Genomic DNA, 13,596 nt, shown 5'->3' with positions numbered 1-13,596 from the left:
CACCGCGCGCGACACCGCTGCGACGCCCCGGCCGGGGCCTGCGGATCGCCCTCCTGCTGTCGCTGGCCCTGAACCTCGCGGTGGCCGGCATCGTCGCCGGCGCCTGGCTCGACCAGGGGCCGCCGCGCCACGCCGCCCGGCATGGCGGGCCCGAGGCGCCGTTCCTGTATTTCCGCGCCCTGACCGAGCCGCAGCGCCGCGCCTTGCGGCGCGAGCTGCGCGCCGCGCTGGCGACGCCCGGCGGCGCCGCCCGGGCCGAGTTCGCCGCCGGCTACGGCGAGGCGCTGGCGGCCCTGCAGGCCGACCCGTTCGACGCCGAGCGTCTGACCGAGGTGCTGCGCCGCCAGGAGGCCCGCGCGGCCCGCCACCGCGCCCAGGGCCGCAAGGTCCTGACCGGCTTCCTCGCCAAGTTGCCGGAGGCCGAGCGGGCGGCCTATGCCGCGCGGCTGGCGGTGGAGATCGAGCGGCTCGACCGCCGCGGCGGCGGCCGCGACGGCAGCGACGGCACCCGGTAGACGCGGCGCCCCCCCGCGCGGGGACCTAGGCGCTGCGCCGGGCGCGGCCGCGCAGCGTGGCCCGCGGCGCCCCGGCGATGCGCACCCGGTCGCGGCCCTGGCGCTTGGCGGTCAGCAGCGCGCCGTCGGCCAGGGCGAGGATGTCGGAGCCGGTGGCGTCGCAGCCCGGCCCGGCCGCCACGCCGAGGCTGATCGTCACCGGCACCGACAGGCCCGGCCCGACGGTGATCGGCGCCGCCCGGATGCCGGTGCGCAGGCGTTCCGCCGTGGCCGCCGCGGCGGCGAGGTCGGCGCCCGGCAGGGTCACCAGGAATTCCTCGCCGCCGATCCGCGACACCAGGTCGGAGGCGCGCAGATCCGCTGCCAGCCGCCGGGCCACGCCGCACAGGACGGCGTCGCCGGCGCCGTGGCCACAGCGGTCGTTGACCGACTTGAACCGGTCGATATCGGCCAGGATGACCGCATAGCGCCGCCCCGTGGCGGCGGCGTCGCCGGCCAGGCGCTGCAGGTGGGACAGCCCGTAGCGGCGGTTGCGCAGCCCGGTCAGGGGGTCGAGCAGCGCCGCGCTGACCCCGACCCGCAGGGCCCGGCGCAGCCCGTCGGCATGGCGCTTGCGCCGCGCCAGGCGCCGCAGCCGCAGCGCCAGCTCCGCCGCCCCCGCCGCCGCCTCGGCGACTTCGTCGGCGCCGAGATCGAGCGCCGTCGCGGCCCGGCCGGGCCGCGCGGTCAGAAACAGCAGGGCGGCGTGGCGGCTGCCCGCGCAGGCCCGCAGCGCGCCCAGGAGGTCGAGCCCGCCCTCGGCCTCAGCCTCGTCGCGGATCACGCAGATCTCCGGCGGCGCCACGCGCCGGCGCAGCACCGCGTCGCGCGGCAGGCAGGCCAGGTCGGAGCCGAGCCGGGACGAGAGCGCGCGCCGGAGCGCCCGGGCGCCGGAATCCTCGCCGAGGATCACCACCCGGGGCGGCCGCTCGAACCCGGTCTGCGGCTCGGCGAAGCCCAGCGCCCGGCTGGTCCCCTCGCGCAGGCGCAGCTCGCGCTCGGCATGGCGGGCGCGCAGCGCGGCGCGCAGCCTGGCCAGCACCAGCCGCTCCGGCGTGTCGGGCGCGAACACCTCCTCGGCCCCGGCGGCGAGCCCGGCGCGCCGCTCCGGCCGGCCGTTGCGGGCCAGCAGCATGAGCCGCGGCGCCACCGCGCCGTAGCGCTCGCTCACCGCCTGGCAGAGCCGCAGCGCGCAGGTATCCGGCAGTTCGCCGGCGCAGAGCACCAGATCCACCGGCCGCGCCTCCAGCGCCGCCAGCGCCGCAGCGCCGCCGGCGGTCACGGTGACGTCGTAGCAGGCGGCGGACAGCAGGGCGCATAGCGGCCGCGACCCGGCTTCCTCCGCATCGATGAGCAATATCCGCCCGGTCATCTCCCACCCCGCGCCTGTCGGCCTTGCCCCCGGCCTCGGCACAGTGTTTGCTGAAGGCCTTAACAAAGTGTTTCGAGTTGTCCGGATCATGACGCTTTCCATCGAAGAGGCCGAGGTGGTCGGCCTGCAGGCCGTGGCCTGGCTGGCCGGCGAGGACGATCTGCTGGGGGTCTTCATGGGCGCCACCGGGGCCGACGAGGAGAGCTTCCGCATCGGCCTGTCGGACCCGGATTTCCAGGCCGCGGTGCTCGATTTCCTGCTCATGGACGACGCCTGGATCCGCGCCTTCTGCGACGCCGGCGGCCTCGAATACAGCACCCCGGCCGCCGCCCGCGCCCATCTGCCCGGCGGCGGCACGGTGCACTGGACGTGACGGCGCCGCCGGGGCGCCGCGACATCGCCGCGGTGCTCTTCGACAAGGACGGCACGCTGTTCGACTTCACCGCGACCTGGGCCGCCTGGACGGCGGCGCTGCTCGACGATCTGGCGGGCGGCGATCCGGGGCGCGCCGCCCGGCTCGCGGCGCGGATCGGCTTCGACCCGGAGACCCGCCGCTTCGCCCCCGGCAGCCCGGTCGTCGCCGGCACCCCGGCCGATGCCGCGACCTGCCTTGCGCCAGAGCTTCCCGGCTGGGATGTTCCGGCCCTGACGCGCCATCTGGCGCGGCGCGGCGCCGCCGCGACGCCGGTCCCGCCGGTGCCGCTGGCGCCGCTTCTCGACCGTTTGCGCGGCGCCGGGCTGGTGCTCGGCGTGGTCACCAACGACAGCGCCGAGGCCGCCGCCGCGCATCTGCGCCAGAGCGGCGTGGCCGACCGCTTCGCCTTCGTCGCGGGCTTCGATTCCGGCCATGGCTGCAAGCCGGACCCAGCGCCGCTCCTGGCCTTCGCGCGCGCCGTCGGCATCGCCGCGCCCCGGGTGCTGATGGTGGGCGACAGCCTGCACGACCTGCACGCCGCGCGCGCCGCCGGGATGGCGGCGGTGGCGGTGCGCACCGGCCCGGCGGAGGCCGGCCCGCTGGCCCGTCACGCCGCGGCGCTCCTGCCCGATATCGGCGCGCTGCCCGGCTGGCTCGGCCTCGACGCCGCCTGAGCCCGGCCCGGCCCCGCTTCGGGGCCACCCGCCGGCCCGGGCTTTACGGCATTTTCAGACCTCTGCGCGAGGCTCGGCCCGGGATGCGGAACGCGGGAAAGGAAGCGGCATGCTGGGCCTCGTCAACCGGATGCTGCAGGTTTTCGTGGTCGACACCTACGGCCCGTCGCTGTGGTCCGACATGGCCGCCGCCTCCGGGCTCGGCGACCCCGAATTCGAGGCCATGCTGCACTACGACAGCGCCGTGACCGACCGGCTCCTGACCGCGGCGGCGCGCCAGCTCGACAAGCCGCGGGCGGCGCTGCTCGAGGATGTCGGCACCTACCTGGTCTGCCATTCCAACATGCAGCCGGTGCGGCGGCTGCTGCGCTTCTGCGGCGTCGACTTCCTCGACTTCCTGCATTCGCTCGAGGATCTGCGCGACCGCGTCCGGCTCGCCGTGCCGGATCTGGTCCTGCCCGATCTCGAGGTGACCGAGGCGGCCGGCCGGCGGCTCCGCATCGCCTGCCGCGGCGACCTGCCGGGCTTCGGCCACGTTCTTGTCGGGCTGCTCCGGGCGATGGCCGACGATCACGGCGCGCTGGTGCTGCTCGACCATCTCGGCGACGGGCCGGACGGCGAGATCCTCGAGGTCACGCTGATCGACGAATGCTTCGCCGAAGGCCGGCGCTTCCTGCTCGGGCGCGGCGCGCTGGAGGTCGCGCCGTGACCCTGCCCGCGCCGCTCCTCGACCGGCTCTGCCCGCTGCATCTGTGGATCGGCGGCGACGGCCGGGTGCGCCAGGCCGGGCCGACGCTGCGCAAGCTGCTGGGCGGCGATCCCGGCGGCGAGCCGCTGCTCGATCTCTGCGAGGTGGTGCGGCCGCGCGCCCTGGCCAGCCTGTCCGCCCTGCTCGCGGCGCCCGGGCGCAAGCTGCGGCTCAGGCTGCGGCAGCCGCCGCGGACCGGCTTCGTGGGCCATCTCCACCCCGACGGCGCCGGCGGCGCGGTGCTCGATCTGAGCTTCGGGCTGGCGGTGGCGGATGCGGTGCAGGACCACGCCCTCACGAGCTCCGACTTCGCTCCCACCGACCTCTCGGTCGAGCTGCTGTTCCTGCTCGAGGCGAAGACCGCGGCGATGGACTCCTCGCGCCGCCTGAACCAGCGCCTGCAGAGCGCCCGCGCCGCCGCCGAGGAGGAGGCGCTGACCGATCCGCTGACCGGGCTCGGCAACCGCCGCTCGGCCGACCAGACGCTGGCGCGGCTGAGCCGGGCCAGGGCGCCGTTCGGCCTGCTGCACATCGACCTCGACCGCTTCAAGCAGGTCAACGATTCGCTCGGCCATGCCGCCGGCGACGCGGTGCTGCAGGCGGTGGGCGGCCTCCTGCCGGCCAATCTGCGCCACGGCGACCGCGCCGCGCGGGTGGGCGGCGACGAATTCCTCGTGGTGATCCCCGGCACTCCCGATCCCGGCCGTCTCAGGGCGCTGGCGGAACGCCTGATCGCCGCCATCGAGGCGCCGGTGATCCATGACGGCGCCGCCTGCCGGGTCTCGGCCAGCATCGGCATAGCGCTGCACGCGGCGGGGGCGGCGCAGGCCCCCGACACGCTGCTGCGCGCCGCCGACCGCGCGCTCTACGCCGCCAAGGCGCGGGGCCGCGGCCGCGCCGCCTTCGACCCCGAGGCTGGGCCGGCAGCGTCCGATCCCGCCCCAGAAGCCCCCCGGGCGCCGTAACGAAAAGCTGCGCAACTTTTGCCCCGGCGGGTCTTGATCCCCCGCACCGACCGTCGTAAGTAGCCGCGCAGTTGGGGTGTAGCCAAGCGGTAAGGCAGCGGTTTTTGGTACCGTGTACCGTAGGTTCGAATCCTACCACCCCAGCCAACTCTCCCAGAAATCTGATGAAACCCAGGCCGCGAAGCGCCTTGGATCGAGAGACGTGCGACAGCCGTCCGCGGCGGTGACAGCGCCTGTGACACCGCCCCGGCCCTCCCAGCCTGCCAGACACCGCCGACGCGCCCGCCACTATGCCGGGCCATATCCGCTGTGCCGGAGGCGGATCCTTTGTTCTCGGAAGCGGCGGCCAAAACCGAGACCAACTAGCGGTCCGGACTTTTTCTCTGTCTGTCTCCGCGAACCGAGGTTCCCCGCGATGCCGGGAAGCGCTCAGCCGCGCTGCTCACGGTCCACGACACGCAGTGACAGAAGATCGTCGACGCGCTGAGATCAACCTGCTCGCCCCCCGCCGATGGCGGCGCCAGACGCGCCTCCCGCCGGGGGGGCCGGCCGTGCGGGTGTTGGGTCCCGGGCGCCAAGCGGCAGACGCGCGGCCCGGCCGGACTTGCAGGCCTCTGGCGGGCGGGAAGTCCGCGCGCGACAGGCCCCGCGCGGCGGCCGCGCTTACACCAGCGCCGCCATTTCCAGCGCCAGGGCGACGATCGCGCCTCCGGCGAGGAGTTCCAGCGCCGGCAGCGCGTAGGCCGCGCCGGCCATCCCGCCCAGGGTGAAGAGTGTGCCGCGGCGCAGGGCGACGCTGCCCGAGGCCACGAGCACGGTGAGGCTGCCGGTGCCCAGCGCCATGGCCACCGCGCCCAGCATGCCGGCGCCGAGGATCTGCATGTGCCAGGTCAGCACCAGCAGCAGGATGGCGCCGGAACAGGGGCGGATGGCGATGCCGGCGATCAGCGCCAGCGTCTCGGCCGGGCCCGCGGCCTGCCGGATCTCCTCGGGGCTGGGCCCGTGCCGGTGTCCGCAGCAGGCGGTCGCCGGGGCGGGGCGCCGCAGGGCCAGCAGGCGGCGGCCGCCGCGCAGCGCCAGCCAGCCGCCGATCAGCCCGATGGCCAGCGCGCTGAGCGGCAGCATGATCTCCTCGGCCGCCCCGGTGAGCTGCGCCCGGCTCCAGCCCAGCACGTAGAGCCCGGCCAGGACCAGCAGGATCGCCGTGGCGGCCTGGCCCAGCGCCGCCAGCAGCGAGATCGCCGAGAGCCGGAGCAGCGGCACCGCGCGGCTCATGCCATAGCCGCCGATCAGGAACTTGCCGTGCCCGGGGCCCAGGGCGTGGAAGAAGCCGTAGGCGAAGCACAGCCCGAGCAGCGCCGCCAGCGCCCCGGGCTCGCCGGCCCGCAGCGCCCTCAGCCCGCCGGCCAGGGCGTTCTGGAAGCCGCGCTGGCGCTCCGCGGCCCAGCGCGCAAGCTCCGCGTCCTGCCCGCCGGCCAGCGCCCAGAGCGCCGCCGCGGCGACCAGCAGCGGCAGGATCAGGAGGCGGCGGCGCATGTCAGCACGAAGCGGTCGGCGAAGAGGATGCCGATATCCGGCAGCTCGATCTCCTCGAACGGATCCTCGCCGGCATCGATGGCCGAGAGGCGTTCGCCGTATTCCGCCTCGGCCGCGGCGCGGTCGGCGGCGTCGCGGTCGAGCCGGCACCCCTGCCGGCCCGCAATGCCCGGCGGCTCGGGCAGGTCGTAGGCGACGAAATAGGTCGGGTCGTAGACCCGGGCGGCGACCGCCTCGCCGGCCGGATCGAAGGGGTGGGCGAGCGGCCGCAGATGCGTGGTCACGTAGCGCCCGGCCTCGTAGCGGGCGCTGTGTTCGACCGGTCCGAGGAGCGCCACCGCGGCGCCGTCGCGCTCGAGGGTGAAATCGCCCGGGAAGCCCTCCTCCCAGGCGACGTCGCGCCCCGCGAAGGCGGCGAGCGCGGCTGCGTCCGGCACCCCGTCGGCATCGGCGTCGAGGCCGTTCTCCTCGATCAGCATGAGCGAGTAGAATTCGTCATAGGCCCATTCGATCCGCACCGCCTCGAGCTGCCCGTCGGGGTCGAAGACCAGCTCGAACCCGGCATCGATGAAGACGTGGGGATGGGCGTCCGGCGCTCCGGGGAGCAGCGTCGCCAGGGCGAGGGCGGGGAACAGGGCACGCGAATCCATGCCGCTTGATACTGCGGCGGCGCGATCCCGGGCAAGCCGGCCGCGCGGCGCCGGGCGCGCTTCCGCCGGGCCCGGGGACGGGCGTGGCGCGGGCCGGCGCCCGGCCCCGGCCGCCGCCCCCCTCCGGCGCGGCGGGGCCTCACTGCAGGTCGGCGAAGGCCTTCTGCAGCCGGGCGCCGGCCTCGGCGATCTGGGCCCGCGGCATGGCGATGTTGAAGCGCAGGAAGCCGTCCCCGCCGGCGCCGAAGGTCGGGCCGTGATTGACCGCGATGCGCGCCGCGCGCTCGACCCGCGCGGTGAACTCGTCGCGGCTCATCCCGGTGCGCGAGAAGTCGACCCAGGACAGGTAGGTCGCCTCGAGCGGCATGGCGTAGAGCCCGGGAATGGCGTCGATGGCGGCGTCGAAGACCTGCCGGTTGCCCTCGAGATAGGCCACCAGGTCGTCGACCCAGGCGGCGCCCTCGGGCGAATAGGCGGCGGTGGCCATGTGCACTCCGAAGGCGTTCGGCGACAGGCCGAGCCCGGCCATGCGCGCGACGAAGCGGCGGCGCAGATCGGGGTCGGAGATGATCACGTTGCCGATATGGGCGCCGGCGATGTTGAAGGTCTTGGTGGTGGCGGTCATCATCACCAGCCGGTCGGCGATGTCCGGGCAGGCCACCGCCATCGGCCGGTGCCGGTGGCCCGGCAGGACGAGGTCGTGATGGATCTCGTCGGAGACCAGGACGAGGTCGTGACGGCGGGCGAAATCGGCCACCCCGCGCAACTCCTCGGCGCTCCAGACCCGGCCGCCGGGATTGTGCGGCGAACACAGGATCAGCATGCGCTCGCGCCCGGTCATGCGCGCGTCGTAGCGGTCGAAATCCATCCGGTAGCGCCCGTCCTCGAGCACCATCGGGCATTCCACCACGTCGCGCCCGGCGGCCCGGATGACCCGGGCGAAGGCATGGTAGACCGGGGTGAAGAGCACCACCGCGTCGCCCGGCGCGGTGAAGGCGTCGACGCAGAGCCCGGTGCCGTTGACCAGCCCGTGGGTGGTGAGGATGTCGCCCGCCGCGACCTGCCAGCCGTGCCGTTCGCCCATCCACCAGCGCACCGCCTCGAGATAGGCGCGGTCGTCGCCGAAATAGCCGTAGACGCCATGCGCCGTCATCGCCTCGAGGGCGCGCTGCACGCAGGCGGGCGGGCGGAAATCCATGTCCGCGACCCACATCGCCAGCCCGTCCCCGGGCGAGACGCCGTAGGTCGCCTCCATCAGGTCCCATTTCGAGGAATGGGTGCCCCGGCGGTCGATGATTTCGTCGAACGGGCTGGCGGTCATGAAACGTCCCTCATCTGCAATCGCCGCCACGGTAGCGCCGCGGCGGGCGGCTGCAACCGCCCGCGGCCCGGCACGGGCGGCGCCAAGCCGGGTCGGAGGCGCAGACCGGCGGGACGTTGCGGCCAGTGGCGCTAAAGGGCGGCACGCGGCGGCGAGGCGCGATGGCGGGCGATATTGCGCGGGCCGCATCCATCGCCTACATGCGCGCCATGATACGGCCGATCCTCATCCACCCCGATCCGCGGCTCAAGACCGTCTGCGCGCCCGTCCCCGACCTCTCGGACGAGCTGCGCGCGCTGGCCTCGGACATGCTCGAGACCATGTACGACGCGCCCGGCATCGGCCTCGCGGCGCCGCAGATCGGCGTGCTGAAGCGGCTGATCGTGCTCGACTGCGTGAAGGAGGAGGGCGCCGAGCCGCGGCCGCTGGTGATGTTCAACCCCGAGATCCTGTCGGCCTCGGAGGAGCGCAACGTCTACGAGGAAGGCTGCCTGTCGATCCCCGAGCAATTCGCCGAGGTCGAGCGCCCGGCCGCGGTCCGGGTCGGCTGGCTCGACCAGGACGGGGTGCCGCGCGAGGAGGAGTTCGACGGGCTCTGGGCGACCTGCGTGCAGCACGAGATCGACCACCTGAACGGCAAGCTCTTCATCGATTACCTGAAGCCGCTGAAGCGCCAGATGATCACCCGCAAGATGCAGAAGCTGAAGCGCGAACAGGCCCGCGCGTGAGCGTCCGGCCGATCCTGCGCTGGCCCGACCGGCGGCTGCGCACCCCAGCGGCGCCGGTGGCGGCGGTGACCGACGAGATCCGGGCGATCTGGGACGACATGGTCGACACCATGGAGGCGATGCCGGGGCTGGGGCTGGCGGCGCCGCAGATCGGCGTGGGGCTCCGGCTCGCCGTCGTCGACGCCTCCGAGGCGCGCGGCCAGGCGGTGCGCCTCGCCAATCCCGAGATCCTGCATGCCAGCGTCGCGCCGCGCGCCCATGACGAGGCCAGCCCCTGCCTGCCCGGCGTCTCGGCCCGGATCGAGCGGCCGCGGGCGGTGACGGTGCGCTTCCTCAACGAAGGCGGCGCGGTCGAGGAGCGCGATTTCGTGCTGCTCTGGGCGACCTCGGTGCAGCACCAGATCGACCATCTCGACGGGCGGATGTATTTCGACCGGCTGGGCCGGGTGAAGCGCGACATGCTGCTGAAGCGGGCGCGCAAGCTCGGCCGGGCCTAGCGCGCCGGCGCCCCGCGCGGGCGGGCGGCGGGAATCGAGGGGGCCGTCTGCCCCCTCTGCGGGCCGCAGGGCCCGCATTCACCCCCGAGGATATTTCGGCTCAGAAGAAGGCCCGTCGCCGTTGGGCGGGGTTTGGCAAAGCGCCGGCGCGGCCCCACATGGGGGACAGAGACAACCGGAGGATGGCGGTCATGGCAGAGTATCGCAGGGATCCCGAAGCGCTGGCGCGGCTGACGCCGAAACAGCGCCGGGTGACCCAGGAGAACGGCACCGAACGGCCCGGCAGCGGGGAATACCTGCACAACCACGCGCCGGGGATCTATGTCGACGTGGTCTCGGGCGAGCCGCTCTTCGCCTCGTCCGACAAGTACGAATCGGGCTGCGGCTGGCCGAGCTTCGTGAAGCCCCTGGAGCCCGCCCACGTCTCCGAGCTGCGCGACACCAGCCACGGCATGATCCGCACCGAGGTGCGCTCGGCGCATGGCGACAGCCATCTCGGGCATGTGTTTCCCGACGGCCCGCCGGAGCGCGGCGGGCTGCGCTACTGCATCAACTCGGCGAGCCTGCGCTTCGTGCACCGCGACGACATGGCGGCGGAGGGCTACGGCGCCTATCTCGACCAGGTGGAGGACGTGACATGAGCGATCTGCAACGCGCGGTTCTGGCCGGCGGCTGTTTCTGGGGCATGCAGGACCTGATCCGCAAGCTGCCCGGGGTCGAGCAGACCCGCGTCGGCTATACCGGCGGCGACGTGCCCAACGCCACCTACCGCAACCATGGCAGCCATGCCGAGGGCATCGAGATCTGGTTCGACCCCGAACGCATCAGCTACCGGCGGCTGCTGGAATTCTTCTTCCAGATCCACGACCCCACGACCCGCGACCGGCAGGGCAACGACATCGGCATGTCCTACCGCTCGGCGATCTATTACGTCGATGAAGAGCAGGAGGCGGTGGCGCGCGACACCATCCGCGACGTCGAGGCCTCGGGGCTCTGGCCCGGCCGGGTGGTCACCGAAGTGGCGCCCGTGGGCGATTTCTGGGAGGCCGAGCCCGAGCACCAGGATTACCTCGAGCGCTTCCCGAACGGCTATACCTGCCATTTCCCGCGTCCCGACTGGGTGCTGCCGCGCCGCGACGCGGCGGAGTAGGACCGGCCGGGGATCCTGCACGGGGGCGGCGCTTTCGGCGCCGCCCCCGTGTCGTGCCGGGCGCGTCGCGCGCGCGGGGTCTCGCCCGTTCGCGGGCGGCCCGCCCGCCCCCGGGGTAGGGTCGGCCCACCCGTGCCAGACACATAGCGGGGTTGTGCATTCCCGGCGTTTTCGCCGCGGCGGCCGGACCCTATTCTGCAGTGCAGCAAATACAGACAGACACGGAAGGCTGCACCGATGATGAAATCCGCACTCGCCCTCGCCGCCCTGGCCACCGCCGCCGCGCCCGCCCTGGCCGGCGAGATCCGCCTCGACGCCCCGCGCGCCGGCGCCACGCTGCACGATACCGGCACCGCGATGACCGTCTATTACGACACCACCGAGACCGGCTACGAGGTCGTCGCCACCTATGCCGACGCCTTCCGCGGCCCGGCCCGGCTGAGCCTGGAACTGGCCGATGGCGACGCCGTGAGCTTCGGCCTGCCCGGCAAGCAGGGCACGCTCTACCACTTCGCCCGCGACGGCGAGGCGGTCGTCGTGCGCGCCGCGCGCACCGGCCAGGTCGTCGCCGCCAATTGAGCCGGCCGCGTTAACGCCGCGTTGACCATGCCCGCCGCATCCTGGCGGGCATGACACGGCCGGGCCAGTTCGACGAGGCGCAGGGCAGGCTGTTCGAGCCGGCCGCGCCCTCCGGCCTGCCCCGGGGCCGCCTGCCCTCCTATCTCCGCGACCACCGCAAGCGTCTGCGGGCGCGGTTCATGTCCGGCGGCGCCGCGGCGCTCCCGGATTACGAGATGCTGGAACTGGTCCTGTTCCGCGCCATTCCGCGCGCCGACGTGAAGCCGCTGGCGCGGCGCCTGCTCGAGATCTTCGGCGATTTCAACGCGGTGATCTCCGCCCCCGCCGCCCGGCTCGCCGATGTCGAGGGGGTGGGCGCGGCGGTGATCTGCGAGCTCAAGGTGGTGGAGGCCGCGGCGCACCGGCTGTCGCGCGCCCGGGTGCTGCGCCGGCAGGTCGTCTCGAGCTGGGAAGCGCTGCTCGATTACTGCCACACCACCATGGCGCATGGCGAGATCGAAGAATTCCGCATCCTCTACCTCGACCGCAAGAACGTCCTGATCGCCGACGAGAAACAGGCCCGCGGCACCGTCGACCACGTGCCGGTCTATCCCCGCGAGGTGGTGAAGCGGGCGCTCGAGCTCAACGCCTCGGCGCTGATCCTGGTGCACAACCATCCCTCCGGCGATCCCACGCCCTCGGCCGCCGATATCGAGATGACGGCGCAGGTCCAGGCGGCGGCGGCGGCGCTCGGCCTGACGGTGCACGACCATCTGGTGATCGGGCGCTCGCGCGAGCTCAGCTTCCGCGCCGAGGGCCTGCTTTGAGCCGCGGCTCAGCGCAGCCAGACCTCCACCCTGCGGTTGGCCTCGGGACCGCCGGGGCTGGCATCGCAGGCCACCGGCAGGCTGGCGCCGAAGCCCAGGCTCTCGACCCCGCCGGGCGGCGCGGCGCGGCCCGGCGAAGCCTCCGGGCCGAGCGCGGCCAGCGCGGCCTGCACGGCGCGCGCCACCGCCTCGGCCCGCTGGCGCGACAGGGCGAGATTGGCCGAAGGCGCGCCGCGGCGGTCCGAGAACCCGGCGAAGACGAGGTCGCGGCCGGCATGGGCTCCGGCCGCGAGGGCGCGCGCCAGCAGGTAGACGTTGGAGCGCGATTGCGCGTCGAGTTCGGCCGATCCGGGGCGGAAGCGGAACGATGTGGTGAGCCGCTCGAGCGGGCCCAGCACCCGCACCAAGCGCTTCAGCTCGCGCAGCCCCGCCGCCCCCCGGGCGGCGCGGATCGCCGCCACCAGCCGGTCGCCCTGGCTGTCGAAAGCCAGCGTCTCGGGCATCTGGTCGACGAAGCCGGTGCCGGCGATCGCGCGCTGCGCGGCGGCGCTGCGGGCGAAGGCCAGGAGGTCGCGCAGCAGCGCCGGGCGGTGGCGCGCCGGCATATAGAGAAAGACCGGCAGGGTGAGCGGGTAATCCTCGCTCTTCAGGCCCAGCCGGTCGGGCCGCTGGACGATGCCGCAGGCGCCGGTCAGCGCCAGCGGCCGCGCCGCGCCGATGGCGGAGCCGGCGGTCAGGCCCAGCGCGCGCGGATCGGCGGCCACCGCGCGGGCCAGCGCCGCCGGGTCGGCGTGGCGCCGGACCTCGACCGCCGGCGCCCCCGAGCCGCCGCCCGGGAGGCGGTCGCGGATGGCCTGCATCAGCCCGCTGTCGGCCTCCGGCAGGTGCAGGACCAGCGGCCCCGGCGGACCGCCCAGCGCCTCCCAGCCGGCCACCCCGCCGGACAGCAGGGCGGCCAGGGTCTCGGGCCGGACGGCGCGCAGCGGGTTGTCCTCGGCCACCACCGCCACCAGGGCGTCGAGCGCAAGCACGCGGCTGCGGTTGTCGGCGTCGAGGCGGCCGAGCCCCGCGGCGCGGGCATGGTCGAGCTCCTCGGCGCGGATCTCGCGCCGGGCCAGCACCAGGTCGGCCATGCCGGCCAAGAGGTCGGCGAAGCCCTCCTCGGTGCTGGCCGGGCGGACCACCACGCGGCCGGTCTCGCCGCCGCCGTCGCGGTCGCGCAGGGTCAGGCGCAAGACGCCGTCGGCGCCGGTGGCGCGGTCGAGCTGCTGGCCCCTCTCCTCCGCGAAGGCGGCGACCAGCGCCGGCAGCAGGCGCAGCGCCGCGTCGCCGTCGCCGGAGATCGCGATCTCGGTCACGTGGGTTTCGGGGTCGGGACAGGCGGCGCCGGAACAGACCACGCCGGCCGCGTCGAGGCTGAGCTCACCGTATTCGGTGTGGAGGCGGTAGAAGGCGCCGTCGAAATCGAGCAGCGTGCCGCGCAGCTCCACCGCCCCGTCGCGCGAGGTCAGCGTGACCTCCTGGGCCGTGGCGGCACCGCCCGCGAAAAGGAAAAGTGCGGCGAGGAACGCCGCACAAGGCTGTCGCATCGACGGCTCCCG

16 protein-coding genes and 1 tRNA gene are annotated in these 13,596 nt (G+C 74.4%); 12 read left to right on the top strand and 5 right to left on the bottom strand.

The genetic code is table 11. From position 1 onward, the window contains the following. A partial coding sequence (locus tag ACXYMW_RS17455) for a periplasmic heavy metal sensor (protein ID WP_459036614.1) occupies positions 1 to 515 on the top strand: 515 nt, incomplete at its 5' end. A gap of 25 nt (positions 516 to 540) precedes the next feature. Here the strand turns inward: ACXYMW_RS17455 and ACXYMW_RS17450 are convergent. Then, the gene (locus ACXYMW_RS17450) at positions 541 to 1,926 is read right to left on the bottom strand and encodes a diguanylate cyclase (RefSeq protein ID WP_459036613.1); all 1,386 of its coding nucleotides are present in this window, start codon (positions 1,924 to 1,926) and stop codon (positions 541 to 543) included. 88 nt (positions 1,927 to 2,014) lie between these two features. Here ACXYMW_RS17450 and ACXYMW_RS17445 point away from each other — a divergent pair, with 88 nt between their 5' ends. From ACXYMW_RS17445 to ACXYMW_RS17425, 5 genes are all read left to right on the top strand, one after another. Further along, positions 2,015 to 2,299 carry a DUF3572 domain-containing protein gene (locus ACXYMW_RS17445; RefSeq protein WP_459036612.1) on the top strand — a complete coding sequence of 95 codons (285 nt, stop codon included), beginning with the start codon at positions 2,015 to 2,017 and terminating at the stop codon, positions 2,297 to 2,299. Beyond that, entirely contained in the window at positions 2,296 to 3,015 is a 720-nt protein-coding gene (locus tag ACXYMW_RS17440; RefSeq protein WP_459036611.1) for an HAD family hydrolase, read from the top strand. The genes ACXYMW_RS17445 and ACXYMW_RS17440 overlap by 4 nt, the downstream gene beginning before the upstream one ends. A gap of 109 nt (positions 3,016 to 3,124) precedes the next feature. Further along, positions 3,125 to 3,724 (top strand): heme NO-binding domain-containing protein, encoded by a 600-nt coding sequence (locus tag ACXYMW_RS17435; protein ID WP_459036610.1) that lies wholly within the window; start codon positions 3,125 to 3,127, stop codon positions 3,722 to 3,724. Continuing rightward, on the top strand, positions 3,721 to 4,728 hold the full coding sequence (locus tag ACXYMW_RS17430; protein WP_459036609.1) for a GGDEF domain-containing protein: 1,008 nt from the start codon (positions 3,721 to 3,723) through the stop codon (positions 4,726 to 4,728). Before ACXYMW_RS17435 ends, ACXYMW_RS17430 begins: the two co-directional genes overlap by 4 nt. Positions 4,729 to 4,800: 72 nt before the next feature. Next, positions 4,801 to 4,875: transfer RNA gene (locus ACXYMW_RS17425), tRNA-Gln, on the top strand. 516 nt (positions 4,876 to 5,391) lie between these two features. Here the strand turns inward: ACXYMW_RS17425 and ACXYMW_RS17420 are convergent. From ACXYMW_RS17420 to ACXYMW_RS17410, 3 genes are all read right to left on the bottom strand, one after another. Then, on the bottom strand, positions 5,392 to 6,264 hold the full coding sequence (locus ACXYMW_RS17420) for a nickel/cobalt transporter (protein ID WP_459036608.1): 873 nt from the start codon (positions 6,262 to 6,264) through the stop codon (positions 5,392 to 5,394). Further along, a complete protein-coding gene (locus ACXYMW_RS17415) occupies positions 6,246 to 6,914 on the bottom strand; it encodes a DUF1007 family protein (protein ID WP_459036607.1) in 669 nt (222 codons plus the stop codon). The genes ACXYMW_RS17420 and ACXYMW_RS17415 overlap by 19 nt, the downstream gene beginning before the upstream one ends. Positions 6,915 to 7,053: 139 nt before the next feature. After that, positions 7,054 to 8,235, bottom strand: a complete 1,182-nt coding sequence (locus ACXYMW_RS17410; protein WP_459036606.1) for a MalY/PatB family protein — start codon at positions 8,233 to 8,235, stop codon at positions 7,054 to 7,056. 209 nt (positions 8,236 to 8,444) lie between these two features. On the opposite strand from ACXYMW_RS17410, the gene def (ACXYMW_RS17405) reads away from it, so the two are divergent. The 6 genes from def (ACXYMW_RS17405) (at position 8,445) to radC (ending at position 11,995) form a co-directional block, all read left to right on the top strand. Next, entirely contained in the window at positions 8,445 to 8,963 is a 519-nt protein-coding gene (gene def, locus ACXYMW_RS17405; RefSeq protein ID WP_459036605.1) for a peptide deformylase, read from the top strand. Further along, positions 8,960 to 9,460: a peptide deformylase gene (gene def, locus ACXYMW_RS17400; RefSeq protein ID WP_459036604.1), complete on the top strand. Its 501-nt coding sequence runs from the start codon at positions 8,960 to 8,962 to the stop codon at positions 9,458 to 9,460. The genes def (ACXYMW_RS17405) and def (ACXYMW_RS17400) overlap by 4 nt, the downstream gene beginning before the upstream one ends. Before the next feature lie 191 nt (positions 9,461 to 9,651). Next, the gene (gene msrB, locus ACXYMW_RS17395; RefSeq protein WP_459036603.1) at positions 9,652 to 10,101 is read left to right on the top strand and encodes a peptide-methionine (R)-S-oxide reductase MsrB; all 450 of its coding nucleotides are present in this window, start codon (positions 9,652 to 9,654) and stop codon (positions 10,099 to 10,101) included. After that, positions 10,098 to 10,610 carry a peptide-methionine (S)-S-oxide reductase MsrA gene (msrA, locus tag ACXYMW_RS17390; protein WP_459036602.1) on the top strand — a complete coding sequence of 171 codons (513 nt, stop codon included), beginning with the start codon at positions 10,098 to 10,100 and terminating at the stop codon, positions 10,608 to 10,610. The genes msrB and msrA overlap by 4 nt, the downstream gene beginning before the upstream one ends. A 237-nt stretch (positions 10,611 to 10,847) precedes the next feature. Further along, positions 10,848 to 11,189, top strand: coding sequence for a hypothetical protein (locus ACXYMW_RS17385; RefSeq protein ID WP_459036601.1), 342 nt, complete (start codon positions 10,848 to 10,850; stop codon positions 11,187 to 11,189). A gap of 50 nt (positions 11,190 to 11,239) precedes the next feature. Further along, on the top strand, positions 11,240 to 11,995 hold the full coding sequence (radC, locus tag ACXYMW_RS17380) for a RadC family protein (RefSeq protein WP_459036600.1): 756 nt from the start codon (positions 11,240 to 11,242) through the stop codon (positions 11,993 to 11,995). 8 nt (positions 11,996 to 12,003) lie between these two features. On the opposite strand, the gene ACXYMW_RS17375 is transcribed toward radC, so the two are convergent. Continuing rightward, positions 12,004 to 13,584 carry a substrate-binding domain-containing protein gene (locus ACXYMW_RS17375; protein WP_459036599.1) on the bottom strand — a complete coding sequence of 527 codons (1,581 nt, stop codon included), beginning with the start codon at positions 13,582 to 13,584 and terminating at the stop codon, positions 12,004 to 12,006. Positions 13,585 to 13,596 lie beyond the last annotated feature (12 nt).

It is taken from the genome of Roseivivax sp. CAU 1761, from assembly GCF_054482755.1.
The sequence above is the reverse complement of the archived record's forward strand: the minus strand, read 5'-3'. Positions and strand labels throughout refer to the sequence as shown.

What these genes read in the sequence shown, in the direction of transcription:
- ACXYMW_RS17410 (WP_459036606.1), bottom strand. Translation starts at nt 8,235, where the DNA reads ATGACCGCCAGCCCGTTCGACGAAATCATCGACCGCCGGGGCACCCAT.
- radC (WP_459036600.1), top strand. Translation starts at nt 11,240, where the DNA reads ATGACACGGCCGGGCCAGTTCGACGAGGCGCAGGGCAGGCTGTTCGAG.
- msrA (WP_459036602.1), top strand. Translation starts at nt 10,098, where the DNA reads ATGAGCGATCTGCAACGCGCGGTTCTGGCCGGCGGCTGTTTCTGGGGC.
- ACXYMW_RS17450 (WP_459036613.1), bottom strand. Translation starts at nt 1,926, where the DNA reads ATGACCGGGCGGATATTGCTCATCGATGCGGAGGAAGCCGGGTCGCGG.
- def (WP_459036605.1), top strand. Translation starts at nt 8,445, where the DNA reads ATGATACGGCCGATCCTCATCCACCCCGATCCGCGGCTCAAGACCGTC.
- ACXYMW_RS17445 (WP_459036612.1), top strand. Translation starts at nt 2,015, where the DNA reads ATGACGCTTTCCATCGAAGAGGCCGAGGTGGTCGGCCTGCAGGCCGTG.
- ACXYMW_RS17420 (WP_459036608.1), bottom strand. Translation starts at nt 6,264, where the DNA reads ATGCGCCGCCGCCTCCTGATCCTGCCGCTGCTGGTCGCCGCGGCGGCG.
- ACXYMW_RS17385 (WP_459036601.1), top strand. Translation starts at nt 10,848, where the DNA reads ATGATGAAATCCGCACTCGCCCTCGCCGCCCTGGCCACCGCCGCCGCG.
- msrB (WP_459036603.1), top strand. Translation starts at nt 9,652, where the DNA reads ATGGCAGAGTATCGCAGGGATCCCGAAGCGCTGGCGCGGCTGACGCCG.
- ACXYMW_RS17415 (WP_459036607.1), bottom strand. Translation starts at nt 6,914, where the DNA reads ATGGATTCGCGTGCCCTGTTCCCCGCCCTCGCCCTGGCGACGCTGCTC.
- ACXYMW_RS17435 (WP_459036610.1), top strand. Translation starts at nt 3,125, where the DNA reads ATGCTGGGCCTCGTCAACCGGATGCTGCAGGTTTTCGTGGTCGACACC.
- ACXYMW_RS17375 (WP_459036599.1), bottom strand. Translation starts at nt 13,584, where the DNA reads ATGCGACAGCCTTGTGCGGCGTTCCTCGCCGCACTTTTCCTTTTCGCG.